The sequence below is a fragment of the Luteimonas sp. RIT-PG2_3 genome (genome assembly GCF_054902115.1).
Genome location: NZ_JBUBPF010000005.1, coordinates 155,135 through 172,174 on the forward strand (window position 1 = coordinate 155,135; position 17,040 = coordinate 172,174).

Sequence of the window (17,040 nt, forward strand, 5' to 3'; positions counted from 1 at the left end):
ACGCTTCAAAGACTCGCGCGTCAAAGCGCTTCAGAAGGGGTCAGGTTCGACTATTCTCAAACGTCGAACCCGCCCCCGGCGTCACGCCTCGTCAGACCCGGCCCCTCGCCCACCCCGATTGCAGTCCGATTAGAATCAGGCATGTCCCGGATCCTCGTCTTCCAGCATGTGGCCGCCGAACCGCTGGGTACGCTGGATCCGCTGATCCGCCAGCGTGGCCACCGGATCCGCTTCGTCAACTTCGATCGCGACCCCGACGCCCAACCCAATGTCGACCGTTACGACGGACTTGTGGTGCTGGGCGGACCGATGAATGTCGATGAGCAGCAGGCGCGTCCGCACCTGAAGACCGAACTGCAGGCGATCGAGAAAATGCTGGGCCAGAACAAGCCCGTGCTCGGCATCTGCCTGGGCGCGCAGCTGCTGGCGCATGCGCTGGGCGCACCGGTCATCCCGCATCGCGAACCCGAGATCGGCTGGTATCCGCTGCATGCGACCGAAGCCGCCCGCGAGGATCCGGTGCTGTCGCCGCTGAAGGACAGCACGCCGGTGTTCCAGTGGCACAGCTACCGCTTCGATGTGCCGCGCGATGCGGTGCACCTGGCGCGCACCGACAGCTGCGAGCAACAGGCCTTCCGCTGGGGCGACAAGGCCTACGGCTTCCAGTTCCACCTGGAAATGGACGAGCCGCTGATCGAGCGCTGGCTGGCCAATCCCATCTACCGCGCCGAACTGCAACGGCTCGAAGGCAGCCGCGACGAGCATGTGATCCGCGCGCACACCCGCCAGCACATCGCCGACATGCAGGGCCAGGCCGACGCAGTGTTCAACAACTTCCTCGACCTCGTCGGCCGCCCGCAACGACGCTATACGCTGCCGTCGCGCGAGTTCGTCTGAGGCGAGTCCGTCTGGGCGGGTTCGTCTGAGCGCGAACGCTCGCGTCAGGACCCGATGGCGTCGAACACATGGCGATCCGTGACACGGGCCGTCGACGCACGTCGACCGGCCTCAGCGCCTGTCTCAGGGCTGCGGTCGGGCGACATCCTGCAGCGGCGTGCCCGAAAGATCCGGGCCCAGCACGTAGATCACCTCGTCCAGCGGCGGCCACCCCAGGTACGGCGCCAGCAGCCAGTACGCGGCCACAAGCACCAGCCCCCACATCGCCAGCTTCAGCACCACGCCGACCAGCTTGAATGCCAGGTACAGGCCGATGATGATCACGACGATCCCGAGCCAGGTCATGCCGCGTCCTCGACCTGGGCGGCCATGGCGTCGGCCTCCTCGTCGACCAGTGCGTTGAGCTGCGGATCCAGTGCGATGCGGCCGTCGAACACGAAGCAGCGCCCTTCATACCCCAGCCCACCGACGGCATCGAAGTAACCCAGGATGCCGCCGTCGAGCTGCAGCACGTTGTCCATGCCGTCCGCACGCATCCACAACGCGGCCTTCTCGCAGCGGATGCCGCCGGTGCAGAAGCTGACCACGGTGGCATCGGACAGGGCCGCGCGATGTGGCGCCAGCGCCTGCGGCAGTTCGGTGAAGTTGTCGATCGGCAGGGTCAGCGCGTTGGCGAACGTGCCGTGGCCGATCTCCTCGCGGTTGCGGGTATCCAGCAGCACGACCGGTTTGCCGGCATCGTCGTGACCCTGCTGCAGCCAGCGCGCCAGGTCGACCGGCGCCACGGCGGGTGCGCGGCCCTGCAACGGCGAGGCATCGTCGCGACGGAAGGTGATGATCTCGCGCTTGCGCTTGACCTTGAGCTTCGGGAACGGCTGCGCGCGGCTGTAGCTGGTCTTGACTTGCAGCGTCGCGAAGCGCGGATCGGCACGCAACCCGTCGAGCAGCGCCGAGACCTCGGCATCGGCGCCGGCCAGGAACAGGTTGATGCCCTCTTCCGAGACCAGCACGGTTCCGCGCAGCGCACGCGCCGTCGCCTGCTCCAGCAACCTGCCGGCGAGCGCGTCCGCATCGTCGATGGCGACGAAATGGTAGGCGGCGATATTGGTGATCATGTCGCTATTGTAGGGCGGTCGGCACTGCCCTATTCGTGGTGATCGCGCACATAACGGTCGAGCAGGCGCACGCCGTACGCGGTCGCGCCCTCGGGCGACGTCGGCTTGCCCGAGCCTTCGTTCCAGGCCATGCCGGCAATGTCCAGGTGCGCCCACGGGATCGTCTTGTCGACCCACTCGCCGATGAAATACGCGGCGGCGCCGGAGCCTGGCGTGCCGCCGCCGTTGCGCAGGTCCGCGATCGGCGAACGCAGGCCCTTGCCGTAGTCCTCGCGCAGCGGCATCCGCCAGACCGCCTCGCCACTGCGCTCGCCGGCGCTGGCGAGCTGCGTCGCCAGCGCGTCGTCGCGCGTGAACAGGCCGGCATAGTCGCTACCCAGCGCGGTGACGATCGCGCCGGTCAGCGTCGCGATGTCGATGATGACCTTCGGCGCGTGCTGGCGCTGCAGGTACCACAGCGCATCGACCAGCACCATGCGGCCCTCGGCGTCGGTGCTGATGATTTCGTAGGTCTTGCCCGAGCCGGTACGGATCACGTCGCCGGGACGCGCTGCCGACCCCGAGGGCATGTTCTCGGCCAGGGCCGCGACCGCGATCGCATTGACCGGCGCCTTGCGGCCGGCCAGTCCCAGCACGGTGGCCGTGGCCGAGGCCGCACCGGTCATGTCGTACTTCATGCGCCACATGTTGGTGCCCGGCTTCAGCGAGATGCCGCCACTGTCGAAGGTGATGCCCTTGCCGACGAAGGCGATCGGCGCGTCGCCCGGCTTGCCGCCGTTGTAGCTGATCAGCATCAGGCGTGGCGGCCGCACGCTGCCCTGCCCGACGGCCAGCAGCGAGCCCATGCCGAGCTTTTCCATTGCCGGCACGTCCAGCACTTCGATATGCAGGTCGGGCAGTCCACGCGCGGCCTCGCGCGTGCGTGCGACGAAGGCCTCGGGCCACAGAGCATTCGCCGGCTCGGTCACCAGGTCGCGCGCAAAGCGCACCGCCCCTGCGACCGGCTGCCAGTCCGCCGCATAGGCCGTCCCTGCCGCAGCGCCCACACCGGAACGGATCACCAGCTCGCCCTTGCCGGTGGCGTCAGCGGCATTGTCGTCGCTGGCACCCACGGTCTTGTATTTGTCGAACCGGTACTGGCCCAGCTCGGCGCCGAACGCCAGCCAGGACGGCGCGTCGGCCTGCTGACCATCCCAGACCAGTTCGAAGCGTGGACTGCGGCTCTTGGCCGCGACCTGCGCGACATTGCCGCCGATGTCCTCGAGACTGCGCTGGTCCGGCGCCTGCGTGCCCAGCCCCAGCACCAGCAGCCGGTCGAAGCCGGCGAATCCGCTCAGGTCGAGTCGCGAACCGGCCTTGCCGCTGAAGCCCGCCGCGGTCGCCGCGCGTCGCAATGCCCCCTGGGTCGCGGTGTCGATCGCCTGGAAGCTGCCCGCCTGCGGCAGGCCTTCGGCCACCGTGATCGCGACACTGCCCGACTGCGGGACCGTCGCCGCATCGAAGACCAGGGTCCGTTGCGCGGCGGCGGGGCCGGCAAATGCGAACATCAGGGCAGTCGCGGTCAGGCAGGCATGCAGTCGGCTCATCAAGGTCTCCTGTCGAAGCGGGGGCGCAGAACGCGCGGAACGGGTTCGGAACGGGTTCGGATCGGCGTCGTCGACGCATGCACGGCACATCGATGCGTGGCGACGTGGGCACTCGCCACTTTATGACATGCGTGCGGACCGGGGCCGTGCCGGATGTCATGCCTCACGGCAGAACCCGGTCGACAGCGGATCCAACCCGCTTTTGCATCAGCCCTGGAACACCGGCTCCAGCAGGCGGAAGCGACCGGCATCGGCGTCCATCTCGACCAGCCCGCCCACCGGGACGATGAACTGCTGGCGGATATGCCCGATCATCGCGCCGCGATAGGCCGGGATGTTCAGCGGCTTGATGTGGTCCTCGAAGATCTGGTCCATGGTCAGCCAGCCGTAACCGCCCTCGGGCTTGCAGTCGCTGCATTCGCCGAAGATCAGGCCCGCGATCCTGTCCAGCGCGCCCATCAGTTTCAGCGTGCTGAGCATGCGGTCGATGCGGTACGGGGCCTCGGCGACATCTTCGAGGAACAGGATCTTGCCGTCGAAATCAGGCAGGTACGGCGAGCCCGCCAGCGCCGTCAGCACGGTCAGGTTGCCGCCGACCAGCTCGCCGCGGGCCTTGCCGCCGGCAATCGTGATCGTGCGGTTCTGCCGCTGCACCAGTTCGCCGCGGGCGTCGACGACATTGCGGTAGTCCATCAGCTCGCGGTCGAAGAACACCCGCCGGAACTGGTCGGCGTTGAAGTCGTTCCAGCTGCCGGTGCCGTTGGGGCCATGGAAGGTCACCAGCCCGGTCCTGGCATGGATCGCGTTGTGCAGCGCGGTGATGTCCGAATACCCCAGCAGCACCTTGGGATTGGCGCGGATCAGGCCGTAGTCCAGCAACGGCAGCAGGCGCGCGGCACCGGAACCGCCGCGCAGGCAGATGACCGCCTTGACCTCGCGGTCGGCGAACATGGCATTGATGTCGGCCGCACGCTCGGCGTCGGTCCCGGCGAGATGGCCGCGCCGCGAGGCCAGGTGGGCGCCGGTCTTGACCCGCAGTCCCAGCGCCTGCATGACTTCCTGCGCGATGGTCAGGTCGAGCGCCTCATCGGTGGCCTTGGACGGACTGACCAGCGCGACGGTATCGCCCTTGTTCAAGCGCACGGGCAGCACGCGACCCGGCCGCGCACCCGGCGCCGCAGCGGAGGCCAGGCCCTGCCCGGCCAGCGGCAACGACAGCGCAGCCAGCACGCCGGATCTGATGAATTGCCGTTTGTCCACGAGGCCGCTCCGCTGCGTTGAATAAATTATTCGAAATATCCAACCCGAATATATCAAACAATTCAACGCGCTCGCCTGAGCCGCCCCCGAGTACTGCTCAGCCGATGCCCCGCTCAGCCGACACACCGCGCAGCCGCGGCCCGGCAGGCCCGGTGCGCTCAGCGCATCAACAGCCAGCCCGGCAGGGCCAGCAGGCCGAACATGAAGAGGATCGCCAGCACCGTCAGCGCGACCCGCAATGGCTGCGTGCGCAGGATGTCGACGAAGGTCGGAGCGGTGCCATCGCGCTCGGCCTGGGCATGTTCTTCGCGCACGCGCGCACGCCATTGCGCCTGGAAGTCGGCCATCAGCCGCTTGGCTTCGGCATGGTCGCGGTCGTGCCGCACCCAGATGCCGCCATACGAAATCCCCCAGCGGCTGGGCGTGGTCTCGTAGAACTCGATGGCGTTGGCCTCGAGGAACGCACGGACGCCGTCGATTTCCTCGTCGGGGACGTTGCGCAGGTTCAGCAGCAGCTTGGACATGCAGGAATGATAGCCTGCGGCGATCAGGACGCCGCAAGCAACGGCTTCTGCATCGGCTGGTAGACCAGGCCCGAGGACTCCGCGACCTCGCCCGAGCACGCGAAGCCGAAGCGCAGGTAGGCCGGCACCGACGACAGCGATGCGCTGACCGTCAGCACGTCTTCGCGCGCGCGTTCGACCGCCGCCGCGACCAGTGCGCGGCCGATACCCTGCTGCTGGCGGCCCGGCGCGACGAACAACATCGCCAGGTGACGCCCCTGCTTGAGCTCGACGACCCCCTGCAGGCCGGCGTCGTCCTGCATGACCAGGATCTCGTTGTCGCCGGCCATGCGGCTGCGGAAGCTGTCGGCAGCGGCGATCTGCGCGAACGTGGCGATGCCCTGCGCGGACAGCGACGGCGCGACGGCCCGGGTAAACGCATCGATGCACAGGGCACTGACCGCTTCAAGATCTTCGACGACGGCGGCACGCAACACCACGTTCTGCTTCCTCGTTTCCAGGTGATCTGACCATGCGCCAAGCCCGACGTTCGACCTCGATACCCAACATGGCAGGCCCGATGCCCGCGACGGGCGGCTTTCAGCACGGACGCGTCAGCCATACGACCCCACTCGACCAAGCCACGTCCAGCTTAGAACCTGTTCAAAGTCTGTCGCGAGCGCAGCCAGGTGGCGCGTGGCGGAGCGCAGAAAGCGCAGTGTACGTGCAGGTACATGAGCAACCGAGCACCGCACGCGCGCCAGATGGCAAGCGCAGCAAGAATTTGAACAGGTTCTTACCGCTTGGTCGTGATCGCGCGACGCAGGTTGCTGCGGGCCTGTGCGTCCAGTCGCGCATGGAATGCCCCGCTGAGATAGATCCGGGGCTTGCCCAGCAGGGCCTTCAGGAATTTCCGGCGGTTGATCTTGAACAACCAGCCCGGGACATGCCCACGGTACTCCGCGGCAATCGCGCGGTCGTAGGCATCGAAAGCGTCCGGCGGTGCGCCGAGGATCGCCATGTCGCAATCGAGGAACCGGCGCGTGTCGTCGGCATCGGGATCGTCATCGAACTGGTCCGGCGTGAGCTGGCCATGGTGTGCGGTCAGCAGGATCAGCGCGACGACGCGATCGACATCGACCGCGGCGTCGGGCAACCATTGCGCAATCTGCGCGCGTGCGAATTCCGCCGACAGCGCTTCGTTGTCGCTGCGCCCGGCCTGGTAGATCGCATCGTGGTACAGCACCGCGAGCCAGACTTCGCGCGGCTGGCGCCAGCCCGCTGCATCGGCCGCATCGCGGTAGTGGCGCAGGACTTCGCCGACGTGCTCGATATTGTGGTATGCCCGTGTCGGCGTCGCGTAGGCGGCGGCGAGCGCCGCCCGCTGGCCCTCCGGCAACACCAGCCCGTCGACTGCGCACCATGCCTCGGGCAACGCGCTCATGCCGGCTGCCAGGGCTTGACGACCAGCATCGCGCCGACGACCACCAGCAACGCGCCTGCAACGCGTACCGCATCCGCAGGGCGTGGCGCATGCAGCACGCCATAGTGATCCAGCAGCAGCGAGCCCACGACCTGTCCCAGCACGACCAGGCAGATCATCGAGGCCGCCCCCAGGCGTGGCACCAGCAGGGTCGTGGCGAACACGAACAAGGCCCCGATGAAGCCGCCGGTCCAGACCCACCACGGCATCTCCAGTGGCGAACGCAACCCGCCTTCGCCACGGTTGAACAGCAGCATCGCGCCCAGTGCCAGCGTCCCGACCAGGAACGACAGGAACGAAGCGAACAGCGGCCCCGACGTCAGCTCGGCCAGGCGCGCGTTGATCAATGCCTGCATCGGCAACACCATGCCGATGGCCACGGCGAACACCAGGCCCAGCAGCATCCACGCATTCATGCGACCGCTCCGTATGCAGGTGCCATGCAGTGTATGCCCGCCCGCAAGGCGCGCATGGACGCGCCCCTCATCGTCGCGCTCTTCATGTTGATGCTCTCCACGGGCACGCTCTTCACGGGCACGCTCCTGCCCGGCATCAGCCGGCCGCGGTCTCGCGCACGTCGCGCGCGCGATCCACCGCCAGCAAGGCCAGCAGGCTCAGCACGGCGGCGGCGCTGAGGTAGTAGCCGACCCACTGCAGGCCGAACCGGCCCGCGAGCCAGGTCGCGATGTACGGCGCCAGCGACGCGCCGAAGATGCCGGCGAGGTTGAAAGCCAACGAGGCACCGGTGTAGCGCACCCGCGTCGGGAACTGCTCGGCCAGGATCGTGCCGACCGGCCCATAGGTCAGCCCCATCAGGCCCAGGCCCAGCGCCAGGAAGAACATCGTGCCCAGCACGCTACCGGACACGAACAACGGCGCAAAGAAAATGCCGAACACCGCGATCGCCAGGCTGGCGATGATCATCGCACGACGACGGCCGAAGCGGTCCGCGTACAGCGCCGAGATCGGGATCGCGAGACCGAAGCAGACCACGCCGGCCATCTGCATCCACAGGAACTGCTCGCGCGTGTAACCCAACTGGGCAGTGCCCCAGCTCAGTGAGAACACCGTCATCAGGTAGAACAGCACGAACGTCGCGACCGCGAGCAGGGTGCCCACCAGCAGCGCACCGGGATGGTCGAACAGCACCTCGCGCATCGGCAACTGCGCACGCTCCTGCTTATCCAGCACGCGCTGGAAAGCCGGCGTCTCTGAAATGCTCAGGCGCACCCACAGCCCGACCAGCACCAGCACCGCGCTGGACAGGAACGGCACGCGCCAGCCCCAGCTGAAGAAGGCCTGATCGTCCATGACGCCGGTCAGCACCAGGAAGATGCCGGTCGACAGGAAGAACCCGATCGGCGCGCCCAACTGCGGGAACATGCCGTACCAGGCGCGCTTGCCCGGCGGCGCATTCTCGGTCGCCAGCAACACGGCGCCGCCCCACTCCCCGCCCAGCCCCAGGCCCTGGCCGAAGCGGCACACCGCCAGCAGGATCGGCGCCATCACGCCGATCTGCGCATAGGTCGGCAACAGGCCGATGACCACGGTGGAGATGCCCATCGTCAGCAAGGCCGCGACCAGGGTCGCCTTGCGTCCGATGCGGTCGCCGTAGTGGCCGAAGACCGCCGAGCCGATCGGACGCGCGAAGAACGCCAGTGCGAACGTGGCCAGCGATTGCAGCGTTGCCGAGGCCGGGTCGCTGCCGGGAAAGAACAGCTTGGGGAACACCAGCACCGCAGCGGTGGCATAGATGTAGAAGTCGAAGAACTCGATCGTGGTGCCGATCAGGCTGGCAAACAGGACCCGGCCTTTCGACGCGGTGGGCGGTGCGGTGGTGGTCATGGGAAGCGCGCGCAGGAAGACCCCGCGATTCTGCCTGATCGCACCGGCGGTACGAAGGTCCGCGATGCGGCAGGCACCGTAAGAATTGACGATTGTCGGCCGCACCGACCGGGATGCCGGTCATGTCCCGATGCCGCGCCCACCTGCCAAGGGGGAGCCGGCCAGCCTGCAGCGCCTGTTTCTCGCATCCCTTGCCCGCATCCCTGGCTCCGCAGCCGTGGCTATGGCGAGCTAGCTACGTCGAGGGTGCATGCGGCATTGCAGTACGCATCGCCCCCCGACGCACGGCGGCGACAGGGGCGGAAACAGGCCTCATGGATGGCAACTGCCAGCGGCAGGCAACGGCATGCGCCGCGCCCGCCGCGTGACGGTTGCTACCCAGTAGGCCTGCTCAGCTGGGACTGCTCAGCTGGGACTGCTCAGTTGGGCCTGCTCAGTTGGGCCTGCCCAGGTTGGACAAGATCAGTGGGCGTGCTTCATCGCGGCCTTGCGGTCGCGCATGACGTCATGACAGCCCTGCACCTCGGGCAACAGGCGGCCGATGACGTCGCGGGCGGCCGGCGGCGTCTCGTCGTCCTTCAATGCGTCCTTGAACGCGCCGAGCAGACGGTCCTCGGACTCCTCGAGTTCGGCGACATAGCCGTAGTTGCGATCGCCGAGTGCGGCGCGCACCTTGCCGTACATCTGCTGCATGCTGCCGACCATCGTGCCCGACTGCTCGGGCTGGCCACCCGCGGCCTGCACGGCACCGCCAAGTTCGGCGACAACCTGCGACTTGCTGGCTGCAAAGCGCGAGAACAATGACTGCAGGCCCGGATCCTCGACCTTGCCTGCCGCTTCTTCGTAGAAATCCTTGCCGTCGCGGGTGATCGCGATCAGGTCGTTAAGGGTGCTGACGCTCTGGTTGCTGGACATGCTGAATCTCCGGATTGCTGGGTCATGCCTGGCGTGATTGCAAGGCATCATCATCAACCCCCGCGGCGAATAGACAGCATCGCGCGAGGGCGTCGACCGGATGCGCCGCCATTGCCGGAACCTGTTGCCAGGCGAATGAACACGGTGACCGCACACCCGGTAGACAACGACATGCATTCGCTCGCATGTCGACTGCCCCGCCTGGTCTCGACGCCCACATGGGCGTCCTGTCCAGGCTGTCGCAGAGCAGGTTGTCATCAAACGCGGCAAGCGCGCTCCTGATCGACGACCACGATGCTAGCGACACGCGCGGCAAGGCGGCGTGATTGATCATGTGCTCACAGATGACAGCAGGATCGATGGGGACATCGATGAACGCGGACATGCTGCGAACGCGAACACTGCACAACCCGGCGCATTCACCTCCATGCAGCACGCGTGATGGCGACTGTCATGTGCGAGCTCATCAGCCCACGCCCAGATGCCAGACAGGAGCCATCGCCGGCTTCGGAACCTGCATCGCGACGGCCGGTGATGGATATGCTGAAGTCTTCGACGACGAGGGCATGCTTCGAAAACATGCCGACACCGCGATCGTGACGCTCGCGGCAGCGGCCGCGGGTGGAGGTTGCGTCGAGCACGCCGTGGATGGCGTGCGCCCGAGTCAGGGCAGGATGCCCTGACCGAGGGAAGAGCAGCCGCAGCCTGCGACCGCTGCAAATCCGAATCAGCGCACCGAATCCGCCATCCGGCAATCCTACGATTCCCACGATCAGACGAAGCACCAAAAAAAAGCCGCGACCCGGGTCGCGGCTTTCAGGGGATGCGATGGCATCGACGCTCGCGGGCGAGCGCGATGAGCGCCCTACTTCGCGGCTGCCGCCTTCGGCAACGCGTAGTCGAGCTGATACGCCGGCGGCTCGCCACCGGGTCCCTTCAGGTAATGGTCCATCCACTGCATCAGGCGCAGCGAATAGTCGTAACGCGATGCTGCGCGCGAGTTGCCATGTCCCTCGCCCGGATACAGCACCAGCCGCACCGGCGCCTGGCCGGCCAGCTTCAGGTAGCGGTACATCATGTACGACTGCATCACCGGCACGCGCGGGTCGGCTTCGCCATGCAGGATCAGCGTCGGCGTGCGCGACTTCTGCGCATGCGTGATCGGGCTGGCCTGGCGGAACATCTCCGGGCTTTCCCACGGCCAGGTCTGCATGTGCACGCGGTACTGCTCGTACGGGATGTCGCCGGTGGTGATCAGGTTGGCCATGTCGGAAATGCCGACAAACATCACCGACGCGGCAAAGCGCTCGCTGTAATAGGTCGCGCCCCAGGCACTGGCGTAGCCGCCATAGGAGCCTCCGGTGATGCCGACCTTGGCCTTGTCGACCAGGCCGATGCCGACCAGGTGATCGACGCCATCGACCAGGTCGTCGAACTCCTCCATGCCCGGTCGGCCATGGTCGAGCTTGGAGAACGCGACACCGCGCCCGGTGCTGGCGCGGTAGTTCGGGAAGAACACCGCATAGCCCTCGGCCGCCGCATACTGCGCCGGCTGCGAGTACGCATTGAGCCAGCCATGGGAGAAGTGCGATTCCGGACCGCCATGCACGACCAGCATCAGCGGCACGCGCGCGTTGCCGCGACGCTCCAGCGGATGCACCAGCAGGCCTTCGAGTTCGAGGCCGTCGCGGGCCTTGTAGCGCACCACTTCCTGACGGGCCAGGCGCACGTCCTTGAGCCAGGGATTGCTGTCGGTCAGCCGGGTCGGCGCGGTGCCGCCGGCAGGCAGCACGAAGGCCTCGCTGGCGAACGTCGGCGTGCTGCCGCTCAACGCCAGGTCGCCATTGCGGGCCACCGCCAGGCCGGTCCAGATCGGACCCGGTGCCGGCAGCAGCGTGCGGGCATTGCTGCCGTCGGCCGCGACTTCGCCGACGCGTGCCTGCACGCCCTCATGGCTGATGAACACCACATGCGAGTCGTCGCGCCAGACCAGGTTGATGACATGGCCTTCCAGGCCGGGCAGCAGGTCGCGCTGCACGCCACCGTTCTTGCCGACAATGGTCAGCCGACCCTGCTGCGGATCGTTGATGTCGGCCGCGGAGATGATCGCCAGGTGCGAGCCGTTGCTGCTCCAGGAAAACTCGCCGAGCTTGCCGGGGTTGTCGACCTGCCCGAGCAAGCGGCCTTCCGGCGAGACGATGTGCACCTTGGTGAAGACCAGGGTGTCGTCGGTCAACTGGCGCGGCGCGACCGTCAGCGCGAGGCGATCTCCCGCCGGGCTCCAGCGCACGCCCTGCACGCTGCCTTCCAGCTTGACCAGGCGCGGTTCGGCCTTGTCGTCGGCGAGGTCGCGGATCCACAACTGCACCGGGCGCCAGTCCTCCTCGTAGACCTTCTGGCTGAAGCCCTGCTTGCGCAGCGCCTTGAGTTCGTCGCTTTCCTGCTCGCTGGCGAGCAGCGCGACGCGACGACCATCGGCCGACTGGCTGAAGGATGCGATATCGGACTTCAGCGTCGCGATGCGGCGCGATTCGCCCCCCTGCAACGGAATGCGGTATAGCGCGCGGGTCTCGTCGCCGTCGCGCTTGGCCAGATACAGGATGCCCTGGCCGTCGGCTGCCCATTCGACAGCGCCGACGTTGACCTTGCCGGTGACGAAAGCGCGGCTGTTGCCGGCGCGATCGACGACATGCAGTTCCGAGCGCGCCGGACCATCGTCATCGACGCCGACCTGGCGCGGCACCGACAGCACATAGGCGACCTGACTGCCGTCGGGGCTGATCGCCACCGACACCACGCTGCGGGTATTGGCGATCTGCTCCAGCGTCATGCCACCGCTGGCGGCCTGGGCACAGACGCTGGCGAAGGCCAGCAGGACAACGAAAAGCACGCGGGTCCATCGCTGCATGGACTACCCCTGTTTCATGGACAAGAGGCGAACTTTGACGACGATTGCCGGGGATGGCAACCGTAACGGGCCTGCGCACCTGCCGGGCGCCCATCGGGCCAAGCCGCGCCGGCGGGCCCAGAACGCCGCGGTCAATGTCGCTGGAATTCGCACCTGGCGGACATCGCCGCGCCGGGCCCACCGCCATGACAGGATGCCAGCGGGCCACCCATCGCGCTCATGCCGGCGTCTGCGTCAGTCGCTGGGCCCGCAGCGCCCGGGCGACCTCCTCGAGCACCGGCGCCAGCGATCGACGTGCCCCGGGCGCGACCCGCGCCAGCTGCGCAGCGACCTCGAACGCATCGCCGGGCAGCGGGTCGCCGACCCAGGCGAAGGCGACGCGATTGCTCATCCGCGCTTCTTCGACGACCAGCACGCGGCGCTTGCCGAAACTGCGGCGCATGCGTTCGATGTGGCGGTCGGCGTCGGCGCAGAACAGGTTGCTGGCCATCACGCCATCGGGTGCAAGCGCAGCGCGGCAGTCGTCGTAGTACTGCTGGCTCGACAAGGCCTGCGGGATGCCGGTGACATCGTAGGCATCCACCAGCAGGATGTCGTAGCGGCCGGGGTTGTCGCGGACGAAATGCGCGCCGTCGCCATGGATCACCTGCAGGCGGGCATCGTTGTCGGGAATGCGGAAGCGACGCCGCAGTGCGATCACCGCCGCATTGTTCTCGACCACTTCCAGCCGCGTCTTCGGCAGGTGGCGGTGGATGAACTTGACCTGCGAGCCTCCGCCGAGCCCGATCATGCCGATGCGCGACGGCGCTGGCCGGAACAGCAGGCTGCCCATCATCGTGCGCGTGTAGTCGACCAGCAGGTGCCCGGGCTGGAACGTGCGCATCCGGCTCTGGGTCACGGCCCCGGTGAACTGCAGCGAGGTATAGCGCCAGGTCCGGCTGACGTAGGGCTGCTGGACGCGCCCGGCCGGGTCGCGACTGTCCGGCGCACGGCCCTGCGGTGCATCGCCCGCGTCGCCTTCGGGAATGCGGCCAGGGACGGATGGACGCCCGAGCAGTCGCGCCCACCAGCCTCGTCCGTCGCGTGTCTTGCCACCACCGCCCATGCATCATCCGCCTTGAAAAACAGGCGGCAGGTTAGAGCATTTTCCCGCTGCGGTTCGATCCCGGCCCTGACGCGCCGACTCCGCCGGCACGGATCGCGCCATCAGCGCAGCTGGCTGTCCTTGCTGCCACGGCGGTTGATGCCACTGCCAACGCCCTGTTCCTCGTCGGCGGCTTCCTGGCAGGGCACGCACAGGCGCACGCCCGGTACGGCGTTGCGGCGCGCCTCGGGAATTTCGGCATCGCATTCCTCGCAATGACGCAAGCCCGGGCCCTTGCCCAACTGCGCACGCGCGCGCTCGATCGCATCCTTGACGGTCGCGTCGATCTGATCCTGCACCGCACCATCGCCCGCCCAGCCCGTAGCCATGACCTACTCCCAAGTTCCTGACGCCTGCCGCCCGACGCAGAGGGACGGACGCCTGCATATGGATGGTTGTCCAAGAAGGGATATCCGCCTCGAGGACACAGCCTGCGCGACACGCCTGTGGAGCGGATCTGCGGCTGCACGCGCGTGGGGCAAGATCATACCGCCGCAAAAATGAATCCCATGGCGACGACGGCCGTGTCGCCGAGGCCGGAGGCGCGTCAATGCCATGCGGCTCCGGTAACCTTGGACGTTCCCCTCCACAACCCGAACGAGCCCCCTGCCCATGACGCCATCACGCCCCTCCTCGCCGCTGCTGGCCACCGTGCTGACTACCGTGCTGACCACCTCGCTCGCTGCCGCATCCCCGGCCATCGCCTCGAGCTTTGCAGGCACCTCGGCGGGGGCCTCGTCGGGCGGCAGTTCGGCATCCTCGGGCAGCACCTCGGGCGACGACAAGGTCATCGTGCAGGCGCGCGACGATGCCGCCAGCTTTGTCGCCAGCGACGGCCGTCTGCGCGGCGCCCGCCTGGAGGCCGCGCTGCACCTGCTGCGCGAGCGCGATGCACTGGCACGTGAAGCCAGCGACATGGCACTGGCCCAGGCCATCCTGGCCCTGTGAACCTGTTCCGCCGAGCTTGAGCCTTCGCGCGTAACCCCGTGAAACACAGGCCCGGCGCGCGGCGTCCCATGCCATGACCGGGCGCCTCCGCCTCGCCCCAGCTCCCGCTGCGCCTCGGCCGTGCCACGGGCCCGCCGCGCAGCAGCGTTTCGCAGAGTGGAGGCGGCTGGTGTGCATCGCGGCCCTTGCGGGCGCGCAGGCGACCGCATTCGCCAGCAGCCGCATCGCCTTCGTATCTGCCGATGACGCCACCTTGTCGGCAGATGAACGCATCGCGGCGGCCTCGTTGCTGGCCGATGCCGCCGCCCGCCTGCCCGCCACGTGGGCGGCCGCACTCGACGCGCCGATCGAGATCCAGTGGCGCGACGACCTGCCGGCCCATGTCGCCGGGCGCGCGCAGCAACGGCGCATCCTGCTCGACCGCGCATTGCTGCAACGCTGGCAGCGGCGCGACGTCGCGGACGGCAGCATCGACCCCGGTGCCCGCGCGGCATTGGCGACCGTGTTGCACGAACTGGCGCATCTCTACGACCGCACCCCGGCCGGCCGGCTGTCGCGGGACCCGCGCCTGCTCGATCTGGCGGGCTGGCAGGTCAGGCCGCTGCGATTCGGCCTGCGTGCGTCCGCCAACCCGTTCAGCGACCGCACGCCCGATGCCTACGAACTCGAAAGCCCGGTCGAGTTCATCGCCGTCAATCTCGAGCACTATCTGCTCGATCCCGAGTACGCCTGCCGCCGCCCGGCGCTGCATCGCTATTTCAGCGCGCATTTCCAGGCCGCGACGCCCACGCGCGATTGCGGCGCGCCCCTGGTCTACCTGCCGGCCGCGAGCGCCGATGCCGATGCCGACCACGCGTCCGGCCTGCAGACGCTGGACGTCGCCCGCGTGCAGTCGGTCGAATACCTGTTGGCCGAGGGCAACGACCAGGCCATGAGCCGCTGGGGGCACAGCATGCTGCGGCTGGTGGTCTGCGCGCCCGGCCGGCCGCGCGGCCCCGACTGCCGCCACGACCTGCAGCATCACCTGGTGCTGTCGTTCCGCGCCTTCGTCGACGACGTCCAGATCTCGTCATGGCGGGGCCTGACCGGCTCGTATCCGTCGCGGCTGTTCCTGTTGCCGTTGGACCAGGTCATCGAGGAATACACGCGGACCGAGTTGCGCGGACTGCAGTCGATCCCGCTGCGGCTTGACGACGACGGCATCGCCCGGCTGCTCGAGCGCGCCGCGCAACTGCACTGGAGCTACGACGGCCGCTACTACTTCGTCGGCAACAATTGCGCGGTCGAAACCTTCAAGCTGCTGCACGATGCCGATCCGCGCCTGGCCGATGCGCAGTTGTCCAGCATCACGCCCAACGGCCTGCTGCGCCGACTCCAGCGCGCTGGCATCGCCGATACCGGCGTGCTCGACGACGGCGATCGCGCGCGTCGCCTGGGTTACTACTTCGAATCGGCCGATACGCACTACCAGGCCATGTTCGACGTTGCCCGGCAATCGCTGGCGCTGCCGCAACCGACCGTGGCGGCATGGCTGGCGCTTGCGCCCGGTGATCGCGCGCCGTGGCTGCAGCAGGCCGACCTGCGCGCCGCGGCGGCGCTGCTGCTGCTGGAACAGGCCGCCCACCGCAGGCAGCAGTTACAGGTGCGCGACGCACTCAAACGCATGCTGCTCAAACCCGCAGCGCAGCACACGCCCGCCCGCGCCACGCCTGATCGCGGCACGCTTGATCGAGGCACGCTCGATCGCGGCATCCCCGACACCGCTACGCCGGTCGACTACCACGACGACGACGCACGCACGCAGCTGCAGGCGCTGCTGCAACTGGAAGGCCTGTTGAGCCGACCGTCCGCCTTGCTGCCCGGCGATGGCTACGGCGTCCCGCAGCCGGACGAGCGCGCCGCTTTCGACCAGGTCAGCCGTGCCCGGCGACAGCAATGGCAGGACCAGCGCGCCGCCCTGCATGCACTGGCCGAGCGCCTGATGCCGGCCGCGGGGCGCCAGCGCCTCGACGCCATCGCCGCCAATCTCGACCTGCTGGGCGACCGCCTGCGCGAGTTGCAGCGCCGCCAGGGCGGGCCGTCGATCAGCCTCTGACCGCCTGCCTCGAGACATACGTCAGGAGCAGTCCGATTGGAGCAGCTTGATTGGAGCGGCTTGGCTGGCGCCGGCCTGATGGGAGCAGCCTCGTTGGAGCCGCTCGCGCTTCGGCCGGCGGATCGCCCTGCCCCGACAATCCGACTGACGGCAGGCCCGCCATGACGTCCTGCACGCGGCGCGGGCGCAATCGGGTCTACACTCGGGCCAGATGCGATGACAGACCTCAACGGAGGGCTTGTCCATGAACGCCAGGTCGATGCGTCCAAGAGGCGTCTTCCACGCCTCGCTCCTGATGCTGCTGTCGCTATTGCCCGCCGCCGCGGGCGCCGCGACGCAGG

At 68.0% G+C, this 17,040-nt stretch carries 16 protein-coding genes; 3 read left to right on the forward strand and 13 right to left on the reverse strand.

The window, feature by feature from the left end:
- Positions 1–141 precede the first annotated feature (141 nt).
- The gene (locus ACYX7E_RS09790) at positions 142–897 is read left to right on the forward strand and encodes a type 1 glutamine amidotransferase (protein ID WP_462080394.1); all 756 of its coding nucleotides are present in this window, start codon (positions 142–144) and stop codon (positions 895–897) included.
- Positions 898–1,020: 123 nt separating this feature from the next.
- Here the strand turns inward: ACYX7E_RS09790 and ACYX7E_RS09795 are convergent, their stop codons facing one another.
- The 13 genes from ACYX7E_RS09795 to ACYX7E_RS09855 all read right to left on the reverse strand — a co-directional run bounded on the left by ACYX7E_RS09795 (position 1,021) and on the right by ACYX7E_RS09855 (position 13,985).
- Complete coding sequence (locus ACYX7E_RS09795; protein WP_462080395.1) at positions 1,021–1,242, reverse strand: hypothetical protein; 222 nt, start codon at positions 1,240–1,242, stop codon at positions 1,021–1,023.
- Positions 1,239–2,012 (reverse strand): sulfurtransferase, encoded by a 774-nt coding sequence (locus tag ACYX7E_RS09800; RefSeq protein WP_462080396.1) that lies wholly within the window; start codon positions 2,010–2,012, stop codon positions 1,239–1,241. Before ACYX7E_RS09800 ends, ACYX7E_RS09795 begins: the two co-directional genes overlap by 4 nt.
- A gap of 29 nt (positions 2,013–2,041) precedes the next feature.
- Complete coding sequence (locus tag ACYX7E_RS09805) at positions 2,042–3,598, reverse strand: leucyl aminopeptidase (protein WP_462080397.1); 1,557 nt, start codon at positions 3,596–3,598, stop codon at positions 2,042–2,044.
- Between the two features lie 207 nt (positions 3,599–3,805).
- Positions 3,806–4,858 (reverse strand): S66 peptidase family protein, encoded by a 1,053-nt coding sequence (locus tag ACYX7E_RS09810; protein ID WP_462080398.1) that lies wholly within the window; start codon positions 4,856–4,858, stop codon positions 3,806–3,808.
- A 158-nt stretch (positions 4,859–5,016) separates the two neighbouring features.
- Entirely contained in the window at positions 5,017–5,382 is a 366-nt protein-coding gene (locus tag ACYX7E_RS09815; RefSeq protein WP_462080399.1) for a DUF6164 family protein, read from the reverse strand.
- Between the two features lie 23 nt (positions 5,383–5,405).
- Positions 5,406–5,861, reverse strand: a complete 456-nt coding sequence (locus ACYX7E_RS09820) for a GNAT family N-acetyltransferase (RefSeq protein ID WP_462080400.1) — start codon at positions 5,859–5,861, stop codon at positions 5,406–5,408.
- A 296-nt stretch (positions 5,862–6,157) separates the two neighbouring features.
- The gene (locus ACYX7E_RS09825) at positions 6,158–6,805 is read right to left on the reverse strand and encodes an HD domain-containing protein (RefSeq protein ID WP_462080401.1); all 648 of its coding nucleotides are present in this window, start codon (positions 6,803–6,805) and stop codon (positions 6,158–6,160) included.
- Complete coding sequence (locus ACYX7E_RS09830; RefSeq protein WP_462080402.1) at positions 6,802–7,260, reverse strand: DMT family transporter; 459 nt, start codon at positions 7,258–7,260, stop codon at positions 6,802–6,804. The genes ACYX7E_RS09825 and ACYX7E_RS09830 overlap by 4 nt, the downstream gene beginning before the upstream one ends.
- A 136-nt stretch (positions 7,261–7,396) precedes the next feature.
- A complete protein-coding gene (locus ACYX7E_RS09835; protein ID WP_462080403.1) occupies positions 7,397–8,689 on the reverse strand; it encodes an MFS transporter in 1,293 nt (430 codons plus the stop codon).
- 462 nt (positions 8,690–9,151) lie between these two features.
- Positions 9,152–9,604 carry a PA2169 family four-helix-bundle protein gene (locus ACYX7E_RS09840; protein ID WP_462080404.1) on the reverse strand — a complete coding sequence of 151 codons (453 nt, stop codon included), beginning with the start codon at positions 9,602–9,604 and terminating at the stop codon, positions 9,152–9,154.
- Positions 9,605–10,469: 865 nt separating this feature from the next.
- Positions 10,470–12,512 (reverse strand): S9 family peptidase, encoded by a 2,043-nt coding sequence (locus ACYX7E_RS09845; protein WP_462080405.1) that lies wholly within the window; start codon positions 12,510–12,512, stop codon positions 10,470–10,472.
- A 217-nt stretch (positions 12,513–12,729) separates the two neighbouring features.
- On the reverse strand, positions 12,730–13,617 hold the full coding sequence (locus ACYX7E_RS09850) for a spermine/spermidine synthase domain-containing protein (RefSeq protein WP_462080406.1): 888 nt from the start codon (positions 13,615–13,617) through the stop codon (positions 12,730–12,732).
- Between the two features lie 101 nt (positions 13,618–13,718).
- Positions 13,719–13,985, reverse strand: coding sequence for a DksA/TraR family C4-type zinc finger protein (locus tag ACYX7E_RS09855; RefSeq protein ID WP_462080407.1), 267 nt, complete (start codon positions 13,983–13,985; stop codon positions 13,719–13,721).
- 283 nt (positions 13,986–14,268) lie between these two features.
- On the opposite strand from ACYX7E_RS09855, the gene ACYX7E_RS09860 reads away from it, so the two are divergent.
- Complete coding sequence (locus ACYX7E_RS09860; RefSeq protein ID WP_462080408.1) at positions 14,269–14,604, forward strand: DUF2388 domain-containing protein; 336 nt, start codon at positions 14,269–14,271, stop codon at positions 14,602–14,604.
- Positions 14,605–14,677: 73 nt separating this feature from the next.
- Positions 14,678–16,699: a DUF7844 domain-containing protein gene (locus ACYX7E_RS09865; RefSeq protein ID WP_462080409.1), complete on the forward strand. Its 2,022-nt coding sequence runs from the start codon at positions 14,678–14,680 to the stop codon at positions 16,697–16,699.
- Positions 16,700–17,040: the final 341 nt, after the last annotated feature.

What these genes read in the sequence shown, in the direction of transcription:
- ACYX7E_RS09845 (WP_462080405.1), bottom strand. Translation starts at nt 12,512, where the DNA reads ATGCAGCGATGGACCCGCGTGCTTTTCGTTGTCCTGCTGGCCTTCGCC.
- ACYX7E_RS09830 (WP_462080402.1), bottom strand. Translation starts at nt 7,260, where the DNA reads ATGAATGCGTGGATGCTGCTGGGCCTGGTGTTCGCCGTGGCCATCGGC.
- ACYX7E_RS09800 (WP_462080396.1), bottom strand. Translation starts at nt 2,012, where the DNA reads ATGATCACCAATATCGCCGCCTACCATTTCGTCGCCATCGACGATGCG.
- ACYX7E_RS09805 (WP_462080397.1), bottom strand. Translation starts at nt 3,598, where the DNA reads ATGAGCCGACTGCATGCCTGCCTGACCGCGACTGCCCTGATGTTCGCA.
- ACYX7E_RS09840 (WP_462080404.1), bottom strand. Translation starts at nt 9,604, where the DNA reads ATGTCCAGCAACCAGAGCGTCAGCACCCTTAACGACCTGATCGCGATC.
- ACYX7E_RS09825 (WP_462080401.1), bottom strand. Translation starts at nt 6,805, where the DNA reads ATGAGCGCGTTGCCCGAGGCATGGTGCGCAGTCGACGGGCTGGTGTTG.
- ACYX7E_RS09855 (WP_462080407.1), bottom strand. Translation starts at nt 13,985, where the DNA reads ATGGCTACGGGCTGGGCGGGCGATGGTGCGGTGCAGGATCAGATCGAC.
- ACYX7E_RS09835 (WP_462080403.1), bottom strand. Translation starts at nt 8,689, where the DNA reads ATGACCACCACCGCACCGCCCACCGCGTCGAAAGGCCGGGTCCTGTTT.
- ACYX7E_RS09815 (WP_462080399.1), bottom strand. Translation starts at nt 5,382, where the DNA reads ATGTCCAAGCTGCTGCTGAACCTGCGCAACGTCCCCGACGAGGAAATC.
- ACYX7E_RS09860 (WP_462080408.1), top strand. Translation starts at nt 14,269, where the DNA reads ATGACGCCATCACGCCCCTCCTCGCCGCTGCTGGCCACCGTGCTGACT.
- ACYX7E_RS09795 (WP_462080395.1), bottom strand. Translation starts at nt 1,242, where the DNA reads ATGACCTGGCTCGGGATCGTCGTGATCATCATCGGCCTGTACCTGGCA.
- ACYX7E_RS09865 (WP_462080409.1), top strand. Translation starts at nt 14,678, where the DNA reads ATGACCGGGCGCCTCCGCCTCGCCCCAGCTCCCGCTGCGCCTCGGCCG.
- ACYX7E_RS09850 (WP_462080406.1), bottom strand. Translation starts at nt 13,617, where the DNA reads ATGGGCGGTGGTGGCAAGACACGCGACGGACGAGGCTGGTGGGCGCGA.
- ACYX7E_RS09790 (WP_462080394.1), top strand. Translation starts at nt 142, where the DNA reads ATGTCCCGGATCCTCGTCTTCCAGCATGTGGCCGCCGAACCGCTGGGT.